This window comes from Pseudomonas sp. JUb52 (assembly GCF_004341115.1).
Lineage (GTDB): Bacteria > Pseudomonadota > Gammaproteobacteria > Pseudomonadales > Pseudomonadaceae > Chryseomonas > Chryseomonas oryzihabitans.
The window spans coordinates 56,622-69,618 of sequence record NZ_SLYS01000002.1 but is presented as its reverse complement, the minus strand read 5'-3'; the positions used below and the strand labels follow the sequence as shown (position 1 = coordinate 69,618).

Annotated in this window: 14 protein-coding genes; 5 read left to right on the top strand and 9 right to left on the bottom strand. The window is 66.2% G+C overall.

Annotation, left to right across the window (positions count from 1 at the left end; translation table 11 throughout):
• Positions 1 to 12: 12 nt before the first annotated feature.
• Entirely contained in the window at positions 13 to 969 is a 957-nt protein-coding gene (locus tag EC839_RS03500) for a sugar ABC transporter substrate-binding protein (protein WP_007158440.1), read from the bottom strand.
• A 208-nt stretch (positions 970 to 1,177) separates the two neighbouring features.
• Here EC839_RS03500 and EC839_RS03495 point away from each other — a divergent pair, with 208 nt between their 5' ends.
• Positions 1,178 to 1,726: an adenine phosphoribosyltransferase gene (locus EC839_RS03495; RefSeq protein WP_007158439.1), complete on the top strand. Its 549-nt coding sequence runs from the start codon at positions 1,178 to 1,180 to the stop codon at positions 1,724 to 1,726.
• Positions 1,727 to 2,095: 369 nt separating this feature from the next.
• On the opposite strand, the gene EC839_RS03490 is transcribed toward EC839_RS03495, so the two are convergent.
• From EC839_RS03490 to pnuC, 5 genes are all read right to left on the bottom strand, one after another.
• Positions 2,096 to 2,401, bottom strand: a complete 306-nt coding sequence (locus EC839_RS03490; protein ID WP_007158438.1) for a putative quinol monooxygenase — start codon at positions 2,399 to 2,401, stop codon at positions 2,096 to 2,098.
• A 64-nt stretch (positions 2,402 to 2,465) separates the two neighbouring features.
• Positions 2,466 to 3,014: a GTP cyclohydrolase I FolE gene (gene folE / locus EC839_RS03485; protein ID WP_027599472.1), complete on the bottom strand. Its 549-nt coding sequence runs from the start codon at positions 3,012 to 3,014 to the stop codon at positions 2,466 to 2,468.
• A 63-nt stretch (positions 3,015 to 3,077) separates the two neighbouring features.
• Positions 3,078 to 3,632, bottom strand: coding sequence for a Smr/MutS family protein (locus EC839_RS03480; RefSeq protein ID WP_007158436.1), 555 nt, complete (start codon positions 3,630 to 3,632; stop codon positions 3,078 to 3,080).
• 37 nt (positions 3,633 to 3,669) lie between these two features.
• Positions 3,670 to 4,197, bottom strand: coding sequence for an AAA family ATPase (locus EC839_RS03475; RefSeq protein ID WP_007158435.1), 528 nt, complete (start codon positions 4,195 to 4,197; stop codon positions 3,670 to 3,672).
• Positions 4,194 to 4,757: a nicotinamide riboside transporter PnuC gene (gene pnuC / locus EC839_RS03470; RefSeq protein ID WP_027599469.1), complete on the bottom strand. Its 564-nt coding sequence runs from the start codon at positions 4,755 to 4,757 to the stop codon at positions 4,194 to 4,196. The genes EC839_RS03475 and pnuC overlap by 4 nt, the downstream gene beginning before the upstream one ends.
• 266 nt (positions 4,758 to 5,023) lie before the next feature.
• On the opposite strand from pnuC, the gene EC839_RS03465 reads away from it, so the two are divergent.
• Genes EC839_RS03465 through EC839_RS03455 form a run of 3 tightly spaced genes read left to right on the top strand, consistent with a single transcriptional unit; the run spans position 5,024 to position 8,228 of the window.
• The gene (locus EC839_RS03465) at positions 5,024 to 5,860 is read left to right on the top strand and encodes an undecaprenyl-diphosphate phosphatase (protein WP_007158433.1); all 837 of its coding nucleotides are present in this window, start codon (positions 5,024 to 5,026) and stop codon (positions 5,858 to 5,860) included.
• A complete protein-coding gene (locus EC839_RS03460; protein WP_007158432.1) occupies positions 5,857 to 6,357 on the top strand; it encodes a DUF1294 domain-containing protein in 501 nt (166 codons plus the stop codon). Before EC839_RS03465 ends, EC839_RS03460 begins: the two co-directional genes overlap by 4 nt.
• A 59-nt stretch (positions 6,358 to 6,416) precedes the next feature.
• Positions 6,417 to 8,228 carry a gamma-glutamyltransferase family protein gene (locus EC839_RS03455; RefSeq protein WP_051119416.1) on the top strand — a complete coding sequence of 604 codons (1,812 nt, stop codon included), beginning with the start codon at positions 6,417 to 6,419 and terminating at the stop codon, positions 8,226 to 8,228.
• 122 nt (positions 8,229 to 8,350) lie between these two features.
• Here the strand turns inward: EC839_RS03455 and mqo are convergent, their stop codons facing one another.
• The 3 genes from mqo to EC839_RS03440 form a co-directional block, all read right to left on the bottom strand.
• Positions 8,351 to 9,847: a malate dehydrogenase (quinone) gene (gene mqo, locus EC839_RS03450; RefSeq protein ID WP_007158430.1), complete on the bottom strand. Its 1,497-nt coding sequence runs from the start codon at positions 9,845 to 9,847 to the stop codon at positions 8,351 to 8,353.
• 454 nt (positions 9,848 to 10,301) lie between these two features.
• Positions 10,302 to 11,891, bottom strand: coding sequence for an ABC-F family ATPase (locus EC839_RS03445; protein ID WP_007158429.1), 1,590 nt, complete (start codon positions 11,889 to 11,891; stop codon positions 10,302 to 10,304).
• A 239-nt stretch (positions 11,892 to 12,130) separates the two neighbouring features.
• Positions 12,131 to 12,547 carry a response regulator gene (locus EC839_RS03440; RefSeq protein WP_007158428.1) on the bottom strand — a complete coding sequence of 139 codons (417 nt, stop codon included), beginning with the start codon at positions 12,545 to 12,547 and terminating at the stop codon, positions 12,131 to 12,133.
• A gap of 252 nt (positions 12,548 to 12,799) precedes the next feature.
• Here EC839_RS03440 and EC839_RS03435 point away from each other — a divergent pair, with 252 nt between their 5' ends.
• On the top strand, positions 12,800 to 12,994 hold the full coding sequence (locus EC839_RS03435; RefSeq protein ID WP_007158427.1) for a hypothetical protein: 195 nt from the start codon (positions 12,800 to 12,802) through the stop codon (positions 12,992 to 12,994).
• Positions 12,995 to 12,997: the final 3 nt, after the last annotated feature.

Sequence of the window (12,997 nt, the reverse complement as noted above, 5' to 3'; positions counted from 1 at the left end):
GCTCTCCTCGGATCAGGGCTGGGTGACGAGTTCGACCGGGGTCTCGATCACGCCGTCCTTGGCACCGGTGGGCTCGCCCTTGACCAGCTTGAGCGCGGCTTCGATCCCGAACACGGCCTGCTTGGCGGCGAACTGGTCGGCGGTGGCGAGGACCCGACCGTCCTTGAGCATCGGGTGGATGGCCTTGATGTTGTCGTAGCCGACGATCTGCACCTGGCCTTTCTTGCCGGCCGCGCGCACGGCGGAGACGGCGCCCAGCGCCATGCTGTCGTTGCCGGCCAGCAGGGCCTTCAGGTCGGGGTATTCGTTGAGCATGGCCGCGGCGACGGCGTTGCCCTTGTCGATTTCCCAGTTGCCGGACTGCACGCCGACGATCTTCATGCCGGCCGCTTCCATGGCGTCCTTGAAGCCTGCGGTGCGCTGCTGGGCGTTGGTGGTGGTGGAGACGCCCTCGATGATGCCGACCTGGTCACCCTGCTTGAGCTGCTTGGCCAGGTACTCGCCCACCAGGCGCGCGCCCTTGCGGTTGTCGGGACCGACGAAGGGGATGTCCAGGGACTTGGACTTGAGCACCTCGGGATCCAGGCGATTGTCGATGTTGACCACCTTGATGCCGGCGTCGCTGGCCTTCTTCAGTACCGGAACTAGCGCCTTAGAGTCGGCCGGAGCGATGACCAGGGCGTCGACCTTGGACACGATCATCTGCTCGACGATACGGATCTGGCTGGAGGTGTCGGTCTCGTCCTTGATCCCGTTGGAGATCAGGTCGAAATCGGCGGAATGGTCTTTCTGGTAGGTCTTGGCGCCGTCTTCCATGGTCAGGAAGAATTCGTTGGCCAGGGACTTCATGACCAGCGCGACCTTGGGCTTTTCGGCGGCCGTGGCATGACTGGCGGCGAGCGGCAGGATCAGCGAAGCGGAGGTGAGAGCGATAGCCGCCAGCAGGCGGGCAGGGCGAAAGGCCAGCATAGGGGAATCTCCGAATTCTTATGGTTCTTGTGGTCGCGCAAACGTTTGCGCGAAAGCGAGAATGTCCGCTTCGTTGGTAGCTGTCAACGGAAGTCACTACATGAATCGATTCAGCGCCAGGGGACGGCAGGTTGGCCCCGGCCCTGTAGCCCCCGGTATACTGTGCAATCGTGTTCAACCAGGCGCCCGGCGCCCGAGAGTCTCTGCCATGTCCTTTTCCGAATCCGCCCTGAAATCCCTCATCCGCGCCGTGCCCGATTTTCCCAAGCCGGGGGTGATCTTTCGGGACATCACGCCGCTGTTCCAGTCGCCAGAAGGCCTGCGCGCCGTCATGGCGGAGTTGCTGGAGCGCTATCGTTCGGCGTCCTTCACTCATGTCGGGGCGCTGGATGCCCGCGGATTCCTCATCGGTCCGATCCTGGCCTATGAACTGGGCAAGCCGCTGGTGCTGTTCCGCAAGCAGGGCAAGCTGCCGGCCGAGTTGCTGACCGAGGTCTACAGCACCGAATACGGCGACTCCGTGATCGAGGTGCACAAGGACAGCGTCGGCGCCGGTGATTCGGTGCTGCTGGTCGACGACCTCATCGCCACCGGCGGCACCCTGGTCGCCGCCGGCAACCTGATTCGCCGCCTGGGCGCCGAGGTCCACGAGGCCGCCGCCATCGTCGACCTGCCCGAACTGGGCGGTTCCCAGCGCCTGGAAACCGCCGGCATCCCCACCTTCGCCCTGACGAGCTTTGCGCTGTCCGAGTATTGAGTGGCCCCTCGATCGCGGCCATGGCGGTCCGCCAAGGCGGCCGCTCCTACGGGCGCACCGGATACCTGTAGGAGCGGCCCATGGCCGCGATAACGGCGTCGAACCTGACCTCAGCGTTCTGCCGACACCTCCCGAGGTGCCTGTTCGCGGACAAGGCTGCGCCGTTGTCCACCCTACGGCGGTGGGCCTTTGCAGGAAGGGTCGCATCGGCAGATCGCCCTGGCCGTAGCAGGTCACTCAAGTCGTAGGTTGGGTTGAGAGCAGCGAAGCTCAACCGATGTTGCCTCCTCGGCGCCTACCTCGTTGGGCTTCGACGACGGAGCCGTCTCAAGACAACCCGCGATCTAGCGCAACCTTGGCAGCCTCTCGTCAAAGCTCGGCCGTCGGCCCTTTCGGCTCCAGCGGATACAGATCCACCTCGTCCGCCAGCTTGGGCAACTCGTCGAGGAAGGCGAGGGTGTGTGGCTGGTTGAAGTGGTCGTCCTGGGCGGCGACCGAGGCCCAGCGGGCCTGGATCACCCAGAGGTCGCCATCCTCGCTGCCCTGGAACACCCGGTAGTCCAGGCAGCCTGCGTCGGTTACCGCCACGGCGGCGAGATCGAGCAGATGGGCGCCCAGCGCCTGGGAGCGTTCGGGCTGGGCCCTGAGCAGGGTGAGGCTGTGGACATCCGGCATGGCGTGCAGGGCTCCTAGAGGTTCGAGACTTCGACCCTCCAGGGCGGCGGACGTCGCAGTCGACTCAGCGATTGATCAGGCTGAGGAATTCGGCGCGGGTGGCGTCGCTGGCGCGGAACTGGCCGAGCATCACCGAGGTGACCATGGAGGAATTCTGCTTTTCCACGCCGCGCATCATCATGCACATGTGCTGCGCCTCGATGACCACCGCGACCCCGGCGGCACCGGTGACCTGTTCGATGGCCTCGGCGATCTGCCGGGTCATGTTTTCCTGGATCTGCAGCCGACGGGCGAACATGTCGACGATACGCGCCACCTTGGACAGGCCGAGCACCTTGCCCTTGGGCATGTAGGCGACATGGGCCTTGCCGATGAAGGGCAGCATGTGGTGCTCGCACAGGGAGTACAGCTCGATGTTCTTGACCAGCACCATCTCGCTGTTGTCGGAAGTGAAGAGCGCCTCGCCCACCACCTCTTCCAGCGTCTGGTTGTAGCCACGGCAGAGGTACTGCATGGCCTTGGCCGCGCGCTTGGGCGTGTCCACCAGCCCCTCCCGGCCGATGTCTTCGCCGAGTCCGGTCAGGATCGAGGAGTAGTGCTGTTCGAGAGACATTTGGGTTCCTGTTTGTCGATAAGGAGGTTGGCGCTCGGATGAGACGTCACCCGAGTCGCGGAGTCACTCGTCGCGACCTTCGAGCATGGTGCGCTTGAGCAAGACATAAAGCGAGCCGGTACCGCCGTGGCGGGGCAGGCAGGAGGTGAAGCCCAGCACCTGGGGGTGCTGGCGCAGCCAGGTGTTGACGTGGCTCTTGATCAGCGGACGGCGCCCGTCCAGGCGCGCGGCCTTGCCATGGGTGATGCGCACGCAGCGGATTTCCAGGCGGGTCGCCTCGGCGAGAAAGTCCCAGAGGGTTTCCCGGGCCTTCTCCACGGTCATGCCGTGCAGGTCCAGGCTGCCCTCGAAGGGGATCTGGCCGCCCTTGAGGCGGCGCAGCTGGGTGTCCTGGACACCGTCGCGGCCCCAGTAGAGCTCGTCCTCGGCGCCCACATCGATGACGAAGGCATCGCTCAGGCCATCGACCCGGATAGCGGTCGTGGTCCTGGTCGCATCGGCACGGCGCTGGGCGACTTGGCCTAGGTCGGCGCGCGGTTTGCCGGTGTCGGCGCGATCCTGCTTGAGCGGACGGATCCCGCGGGTGAAGTCGGCGAAAGAGGCATCGTCGTCGTGCATGGCGTTCTCCGGTGTAGGACGTCATTCTACCGGCGGGTCAGGCCTCGTGCAGCAATCGGCTCACCGCGGCCAGCGCGTCCCTTTGCCGCTCGGGCCAGTCGCCGGCGATTTCCAGCACCGGCTGGCCATGGGCCTGCAGCCAGTCGCGACAGTGGGCGAAGAAGGCCAGCCGCTCGGCCAGCTCCGGCTGGCAGCGCTGACCGTCGTCCTGCCAGGCGACGTCGCGGGGGTCGAGCAGCAGGTGCAGATCGTAGTGGCGGGCCAGCAGCGCCGGCTCCAGCCAGGCGGGTGCGGCGCCGAACAGCAGCCGACTCCACAGCAGATTGCTCAGCAGATGGGTGTCCAGCAGCAGCAGGGGCGGCGCGGCGGCGCGCGCCTGGTCTTCCCGGCGCACTTGCTCGCGGGCGATGAGCTCCACATCCGCCAGGGTGGTGTCGGTACCGTGCCGCTCGCAGTATTCGCGGACGTACTCGTCGACCCGCATACCGCCGAACCTGTCGCTCAGCACCTGCGTCAGCCAGGACTTGCCACTCGATTCGGGGCCGGTCAGTACCACCACCTTCATGGTGCGGTCGCCAGGGCGCGGCGCCAGTCGAGCCAGCCATAGGCCGCCAGGCCGACAAAGACCGCATAGAGGATCGCGGTGGGGTAGAGGCCCTTGTAATAGAAGAGGCCCACATAGATGACGTCCAGCACGAACCAGAGCACCCAGCACTGCAGGCGCTTCTGCGCCATCCAGAACTGGGCGACCAGACTGAAGCCGGTGAGCGCGGCGTCCAGCCAGGGCAGGGCGGCGTCGGTATGGGTACCCATGAGATAGCCGAGGGCCAGGCTGCCCAGGGCGCCGACGGCCAGACCGGCCAGCAGGGGTTTCGCCGCCAGCGAAGTGACCTCGCGGCCCTGGTGCTGCTGGCCGCCCCTGAGCCATTGCCACCAGCCATAGAGTTGCAGCACCGCATAGATGCACTGCAGCAGCATGTCGGAATAGAGCTTCACGTCCAAGAAGATCCAGGCGTAGAGCACCACCATCACCAGGCCGATGGGCCAGGCCCAGATGTTCTGGCGCACCGTCAGCCAGACGGCGATCACCCCGAGAACGGCGGCCAGCAGCTCCACCGGCGACATGCCCAGCAGGGTGGTGAGCGACTCCAGAAACGACATGCTTCACATCCGGAAAGATTGAATTCGTCATTGTACGGCACCTAATGGCCGTCTATCGGTCTCTTCAACCGGTCTCGCTCTGGTAAGGTGCCGGGCGCTGACTTCAGCACATGCTGTCTTGGGTACCGCGAAGGGCCATGCCCTGCGGAGCGTCACGGTTCGAACCCCGTTGCCGCCGGAGCCTGCAGCTCCGGCTACCTGCAAATGTTTCACTTGGATGGAGTAATACCATGGACCTATGGAGTGCCTTGCAGGCGCTGATTCTGGGGATCGTCGAGGGCATCACCGAGTTTCTGCCGGTTTCCAGTACTGGCCACCAGATCGTGGTGGCCGACCTGATCGGCTTTCGCGGCGACACCGTCATCGCCTTCAACATCGTGATTCAGCTGGCGGCCATCCTGGCCGTGGTCTGGGAGTACCGTTTCAAGGTCTTCGAGATCGTCACCGATCTGCCGCGCAAATCCTATGCGCAGCGTTTCACCGGCAACCTGATCGTCGCCTTCCTGCCCGCCGCGGTGCTGGGGGTGATCCTGGGTGACCTGATCCACGAATACCTGTTCAACCCCATCACCGTGGCCTTCGCCCTGGTGATCGGTGGCGTGATCATGATCTGGGCGGAAAAGCGCAAGCATCGCATTCGCGTGGAAGAGGTGGACGACATGCGCTGGCATGACGCCCTCAAGGTCGGCTGCGCCCAGTGCCTGGCGATGATCCCGGGCACCTCGCGTTCCGGTTCCACCATCATCGGCGGCCTGCTGTTCGGCCTGTCGCGCAAGGCGGCCACCGAGTTCTCCTTCTTCCTGGCCATGCCGACCATGGTGGGTGCGACGGTCTACTCGGTCTACAAATATCGCCATATGTTCGTCCCCAGCGATGCGCTGATCTTCGCGGTCGGCTTCGTCACCTCCTTCATCTTCGCCATGTTGGCGGTCAAGGCCCTGCTGAAGTTCATTGGTAACCACAGCTATGTGGTCTTTGGCTGGTACCGCATCCTGTTCGGCATGCTGATCCTGGCCACCTGGCAATTCGGCTGGATCGACTGGCACGCGGCCAAGGCGGCCGGGTGAAACCCGAGAAGGAACAGCAGAGCCGGCGCAAGCCGGCTCGTGCGTCTGGGCAGAATGCTTCCCCCAAGGCCGCCAAACGGGCCGCGCCGCTGACGCCCTATCAGCAGCGCGCCGCCATCGCCCGCCAGGACATGCTGGCGCTGCTGCAGATCGCGGTCTTCATCCTGCCCCTGGTGGGCATGTTGTCGCTGGCCATCGGCTGCGGGGTGCTCTGGCCGATGCCGCTCTATCTGGTGGCCAGCGTGACCACCTACCTGCTCTACAAGCACGACAAGCAGCGCGCCCGCGACAAGGGCTGGCGCGTGCCGGAGCGCATGCTGCACCTGGGCGAATTGCTCGGCGGCTGGCCGGGCGCCCTGATCGCCCAGCAGCGCTTTCGCCACAAGACCGTCAAGCTGAGCTTTCGGCTGGTGTTCTTCGCCATCGTCGCCCTGCACCAGCTGCTCTGGCTGGATGTGCTCTGCGGCGGCTTTCTACACCGTCACCTGCCGCTCTGAGGTCGGACAGGCGGCAGCGGGGCAGGTGATGGGCTAGGCTTGGCGGGCGAAAGCCCCCGTTGCCCAGGAGCCCCCCGTTGCGAACCCCTCTGTCGATCCTCACGCCCCTTTTCCTGTTCCTGACCCTGGCCGCCTGTAGCCAGGGTCGCGAGACCTCCCTGCCCACGGCCCCCGAGGCCGGTTCCGGTTACCGCCCCGGGCTGACGGCCAGCGCAGCCACCCGGCAGATGGCGGCCGCGGCCAATCCCCTGGCCGCCGAGGCCGGCCGGGAGATCCTGCGCCAGGGCGGCTCGGCCATCGATGCCGCCATCGCCATGCAGGCGGTCCTGACCCTGGTCGAGCCGCAATCTTCCGGGATTGGCGGCGGCGCCTTCCTGCTCTATTGGGACGGCCGCAAGGTCCAGGCCTACGACGGTCGCGAGACCGCGCCAGCCGGGGCCACGGAAAGGCTCTTCCTGCACCCGGATGGCAGCCCCATGGCCTTCGCGGAGGCACGGATCGGCGGTCGTTCGGTCGGGGTGCCCGGGGTGCTGCGCGCGCTGGAGCTGGCGCATCGCGACCACGGCAAGCTGGCCTGGCAGGTGCTGTTCGAGCCGGCCATCCGCCTGGCCCGGGAGGGTTTCCCGTTGTCGCCGCGGCTGCATAACCAGCTGCTCCACGACCCCTTCCTCAAGCAGTCACCGGGTATGGCCGGGCTCTACCTGGATGCCCAGGGCCAGGTGAAGCCGGTGGGCACCCGGCTGCGCAACCCGGAATTGGCCGATACCCTGGCGCTGATCGCCCGGGACGGCGCCGGGGCGCTCTATCGCGGCGACCTGGCCCAGGCCATCGCCAAGGCCGTGCAGGAGAGCCCCAATCCCGGCAGCCTGAGTCTTCAGGACCTGGCCGGTTATCGCGCCAAGGCGCGTACGCCGCTGTGCACCGACTACCAGCGCTGGCGCGTCTGCGGCATGCCACCGCCCGCCGGCGGCATCACCGTGGCCCAGACCCTGGGCATTCTCCAGGCCCTGGAGGCCCGTGATCCGGCCTGGGCCCTGGCGCCATTGCGGCCAGTACCGACTGCGCTGCCGGCGGGCCAGGAGCCGCGTCCCGAAGCCGTGCATTTGATCGCCGAGGCTGAGCGCCTGGCCTATGCCGATCGCGCCCAGTACGTGGCCGATCCGGAGCTGGTGCCGGTCAACGTCAAGGGTCTGCTCGATCCCGGGTATCTGGCCAGTCGTGCGCAGCAGGTCGGGGAGCGCAGCCTGGGCAAGGCCGCGCCGGGGGTTCCGCCCGGCCCGACCCTGGCCTGGGCACCGGATCGCTCGCCGCTGCGCATCTCCACCTCCCAGGTGGTGGCGGCGGATGCCTGGGGTGGCGCCCTGTCAATGACCACCACGGTGGAGAGCTACTTCGGCTCCCACCTGATGGTGAAGGGCTTCATGCTCAACAATCAGCTGACGGACTTTTCCTTCGTGCCACGGGAGAAGGGCCTGGCGGTGGCCAACCGGGTGGAGCCGGGCAAGCGACCGCGCTCGACCATGTCGCCGACGCTGGTGTTCGATCGCCAGAGTGGCGAGCTGCTGGCGGCCCTGGGCTCGCCGGGCGGCTCGCAGATCGCTGGCTATGTGGTCAAGACCCTGGTCGGCTTGCTGGACTGGCAGCTGGATCCCCAGGCGGCCGCGGGCCTGCCCAATTTCGGCAGCCGTAACGGCCCCACCGAACTGGAGCGCGGCGAGACCACGCCGGCCCTGCGCCAGGCGCTGGAGCAACGTGGGCACCAGGTGCGCGAAGACGAGATGACCAGTGGCATCCAGGTCATCCGCCGGGTGGGCTCAGGTTGGCAGGGAGGTGCCGATCCGCGGCGGGAGGGCGCGGCGCTGGGGGATTAGGTAGGCGTCTGATAGCGATAGCTCCTCACCCCAACCCTCTCCCTGGGGGAGAGGGGGGTTGTCTGGACGGGGTGGGGAGGTCAGGAGCAGGGATGGCCCGCCAGTGGGCCATCCCGGTGGGGTCAGGCCGGCTGGTCGAGTTGCAGCACGCGGGTGGTGCGCTCGCGCACTTCGCGCAGCAGTTCAGGCTCTTCCGCCAGCTTGTGACCGAAGGCCGGGAACATGGCGCGCAGCTTGGCCTGCCAGTCTTCGCTCTGGAAGCGGCTGGGGAAGCAGCGCTCGACCAGGGTCAGCATGATGGACACCGAGGTGGAGGCACCCGGGGAAGCGCCCAGCAGCGCGGCGATGGTGCCGTCGCCGGAGGCGACGATCTCGGTGCCGAATTGCAGCACGCCGCCTTTCTGCGGGTCCTTCTTGATGATCTGCACCCGCTGGCCGGCCACTTCCAGGCGCCAGTCCTGCTTGCGCACGGCCGGGTAGAAGGCCCGCAGTTCCTCGACGCGCTGGTCGAAGGATTGCAGCACCTGGCCGACCAGGTAGCGGGTCAGCGGCATGTTGTCCCGCGCCACGGCGAGCATGGGGCCGATGTTGCCCGACTTGATCGACTTGGGCAGGTCGAGGAAGGAGCCGCGCTTGAGGAACTTGGTGGTGAAGCCGGCGAAGGGTCCGAACAGCAGGGACTTCTTGCCATCCACCACCCGGGTGTCCAGGTGCGGGACCGACATCGGCGGCGAGTTGACGCCGGCCAGGCCGTAGACCTTGGCCTGGTGCCGTTCGACGATGTGCGGATCGTCGCAGCGCAGCCATTGGCCGCTCACCGGGAAGCCACCGTAGCCGGCGCCCTCGGGGATGCCGGACTTCTGCAGCAGCGGCAGGGCCGCGCCACCGGCGCCGAGGAAGACGAACTTGGCGATCAGGGTGCGGGTGGCACCGGAACGGCTGTCCTCGATGGTCAGGCGCCAGCGCTGGTCGGCCTCGCGGGTCAGGTCCACCACCTTCTGGTTGTAGCGGACCTGGGTGCCGGGACGGGTCTGCAGGTGACCCAGCAGGCTCATGGTCAGGGCGCCGAAGTTGACGTCGGTACCGCCGGCCACATGGGTCGCGGCCACGGCTTCGGTGGCCGGCCGGCCTTCCATCACCAGGGGCATCCACTCGCGCAGCTTGGCGTGATCCTCGGAATACTCCATGCCGTCGAAGCAGGCGTGGTCCTTGAGGGCCTCGTAGCGCTTGCGCAGGAAGGCCATGTCCTTGGCGCCATGGACGAAGGACATGTGTGGCACCGGGCTGATGAAGGCGCGCGGCGAGCCGAAATGGCCTTCCTCGACCAGGTAGGACCAGAACTGCTTGGAGGCCTCGAACATCCCGTTGATGCTGAGGGCCTTGGTGATGTCGATGCTGCCGTCCGCCTTTTCCGGCGTGTAGTTCAGCTCGCAGAGGGCCGCATGGCCGGTTCCGGCGTTGTTCCAGGGGTTGGAACTCTCCGCCGCGCCTACGTCGAGCAATTCGAGCACCTCGACGGTGCTCGTGGGCTCCAGTTCCTTGAGCATGACCGCCAGGGTCGCGCTCATGATTCCCGCGCCGACGAAAACGAAATCCGACTCTTCGTTACCACTGTGCATTCATCGTACTCCTGAGACAGTGTCTCGCTTTACACCTGAGGGAGAGCGGGCGTCGGAGCCCGCTCTCGAGTTGGGCAACCCCGGGCCGACCGCGAACGGCCGGGCAGGGGCGAGCAACCGGTAGGGCATGGCAGTCAGTTGCGACAGCGGCCGTCCGGCAATGTTCTGATTTATTGAGTGGGGAGCAAGGGTCCTGGCGGACCGGCGGAGGCCGGTACCAGGCGGGAAGATCAGGATGCGACAGGGAACCCGTCGAGCGTGCCGGAAGGGGGCGCTACGTGTTACGAGACGTGGCAGGAGACCCCTGGTCTCCCGGCGCAAACGATAGGTGATGATCGCGGCGATCCTGGTCGAGTACCCGTTTCGGTGCGAAATGATACCTAGGGTAACTGCTTAGGGCACCATCTATTTTGTTCGTGTAGTGGGTGGCGCGACCCACTACACGAGCCCGGGGTCAGCCGCTGATGCCCTGGCTGCGCAGGTAGTCGTCGTAGCTGCCGCTGAAATCCACCACCCCGGCCTCGCTCATGTCGAGGATGCGGGTGGCCAGCGAGGAGACGAATTCGCGGTCATGGCTGACGAAGATCAGGGTGCCCGGATAGTTTTCCAGCGCCAGGTTCAGCGCTTCGATGGATTCCATGTCCAGGTGGTTGGTGGGTTCGTCCATCACCAGCACGTTGGGCTTCTTCAGGATCAGCTTGCCGAACAGCATGCGACCCTGCTCGCCACCGGAGATGACCTTGACCGACTTCTGGATGTCGTCGCTGGAGAACAGCATGCGACCCAGGGTGCCGCGCACCAGCTGTTCGCCGCCCTGGGTCCACTGGCCCATCCAGTCGAACAGGGTGACGTCGTCGGCGAAGTCCTCGGCGTGATCCTGGGCGAAGTAGCCCACGTCCGCGCTGTCGGTCCACTTCACCTCGCCGCTCTGCGGCGCCATCTCGCCCACCAGGGTGCGCAGCAGGGTGGTCTTGCCGATCCCGTTGGGGCCGATGATGGCGACCCGCTCGCCGGCCTCGATCTGCAGGCCGAGGCGCTTGAACAGCGGGGTACCGTCGAAGCCCTGGGTGACGTTTTCCAGGGTCACCGCCTGGCGGTGCAGCTTCTTGTATTGCTCGAAGCGGATGAAGGGGCTGACGCGGCTGGAGGGCTTGACCTCGTCCAGCTGGATCTTGTCGATCTGGCGCGCCCGGCTGGTGGCCTGCTTGGCCTTGGAGGCGTTGGCCGAGAAGCGGCTGACGAACTGCTGCAGTTCGGCGATCTGGGCCTTCTTCTTGGCGTTGTCCGACAGCAGGCGCTCGCGGGCCTGGGTGGCCGCGGTCATGTACTCGTCGTAGTTGCCGGGGAACAGGCGCAGTTCGCCGTAATCCAGGTCGGCCATGTGGGTGCAGACGCTGTTCAGGAAGTGGCGATCGTGGGAAATGATGATCATGGTGCTGTTGCGGGCGACCAGGATGCCTTCCAGCCAGCGGATGGTGTTGATGTCCAGGTGGTTGGTCGGTTCGTCGAGCAGCAGCAATTCCGGATCGGAGAAGAGCGCCTGGGCCAGCAGCACCCGCAGCTTCCAGCCCGGGGCGACGGCGCTCATGGGGCCGAAGTGCTGATCCTGGGGGATGCCGAGGCCCAGCAGCAGTTCGCCGGCACGGGCTTCGGCGGTGTAGCCGTCGAATTCGGCGAACTGCACCTCCAGTTCGGCCACGGCCATGCCGTCGTCTTCGCTCATTTCCGGCAGGGAATAGATGCGGTCGCGCTCGGCCTTGACCTTGGCCAGTTCGGCGTGGCCCATGATCACGGTGTCGATGACCGTGCAGTCTTCGTAGGCGAACTGGTCCTGGCGCAGCTTGCCCAGGCGCACATTGGGTTCGAGCATCACCTGGCCGCCGGTGGGCTCCAGGTCACCGCCAAGAATCTTCATGAAGGTGGACTTGCCGCAGCCGTTGGCGCCGATCAGGCCGTAGCGATGGCCGTTGCCGAATTTGACGGATACGTTCTCGAACAGCGGCTTGGCGCCAAACTGCATGGTGATGTTAGCGGTGGAGATCAAGGGGGTTACCTGTTGGGGTTTCAGACCGGAGCTCGCCTGCAGCCCGAGCCGGCGGGCGGCTTGGGCAGGGCGTTTCGATCGGATGGGCAGAGCCCCAGCGGGCAGGGTCGAGGGGTCGCGACGATGCGCGGCGGCCTGGCTGGGCTGCGGTAAAGGCGGGCGGCGCCCGACATGCCGCCTATTGTGTCATAGCTGCGAGGACCTTTGTACGGGGCAGGCGGCGGCCGGGTGTCGCTGGACTAGCGGGCGGTCGGACCGGGGGTGCCAGGCCGGGGTACCACCTTCCAGACCGCTTCGGTCAGCTGGTCCAGCGTCCAGGGCTTGTGCAGGAAGGGCACCCCGGACGGAATGTCATTTCTCAGGCCGGCATAGCCGGACATCAGCACGAAGGGGACCGCGGGCCAGCGCTCGCTGACGATCCTGGCCAACTGGACGCCATCGATCACGCCCGGCATCCGCACGTTGGACACCACCACATTGACCTGCTGCCAGTGCAGCTCCAGAAACTGCAGGGCGGCATCGGCGGTGCCGAAGGTTTCCACATGGAAGCCTTCCTGCTTGAGGACCTCGCGGACCAGGGCCTGGAGCAGCAGTTCGTCCTCGGCCACGACGGCGAGCAGGTTCGGGGTGCTGGCGGAGCGGGTCGGCGTATCCATAGGCAGGCAGTCCGGAGTGGGGGAATCCCTGAAGTCTAGTCAGCCTCGGGCCAGGCTGCTGGCCATTGGCCCGGATCAGCACTCATCTTTTTAGGCATTGGCCTCTCCGTCCAGGCAGCTGATTCGTGCGAAGGCTCTGGCAAGGGGTCGACGCCGCTTGGCGGTCGGGCGACGTGCGGTAAGCGTCCGGATGAAACATCTGGCGCCGCCGACCTACTAACCTCTGAGACCGACCGGCACAGGAGCCACGGCATGATCCTTTCTCTTTCTCCCGCGCCCGATACCACGTCCCCGCTCGCCCTCTGGCTGGGCGGCGATCAGGCACCGCTGAACGATTCCGACATGGCTGACGAGGAGATCGATACCGAGATCCCCGACGAAGTCGTCGAGAACCTGACCGAGCCGGCCAAGCCGCCGGCGCCGATTCCGGATCCCGGTCCGCTGTAGGCG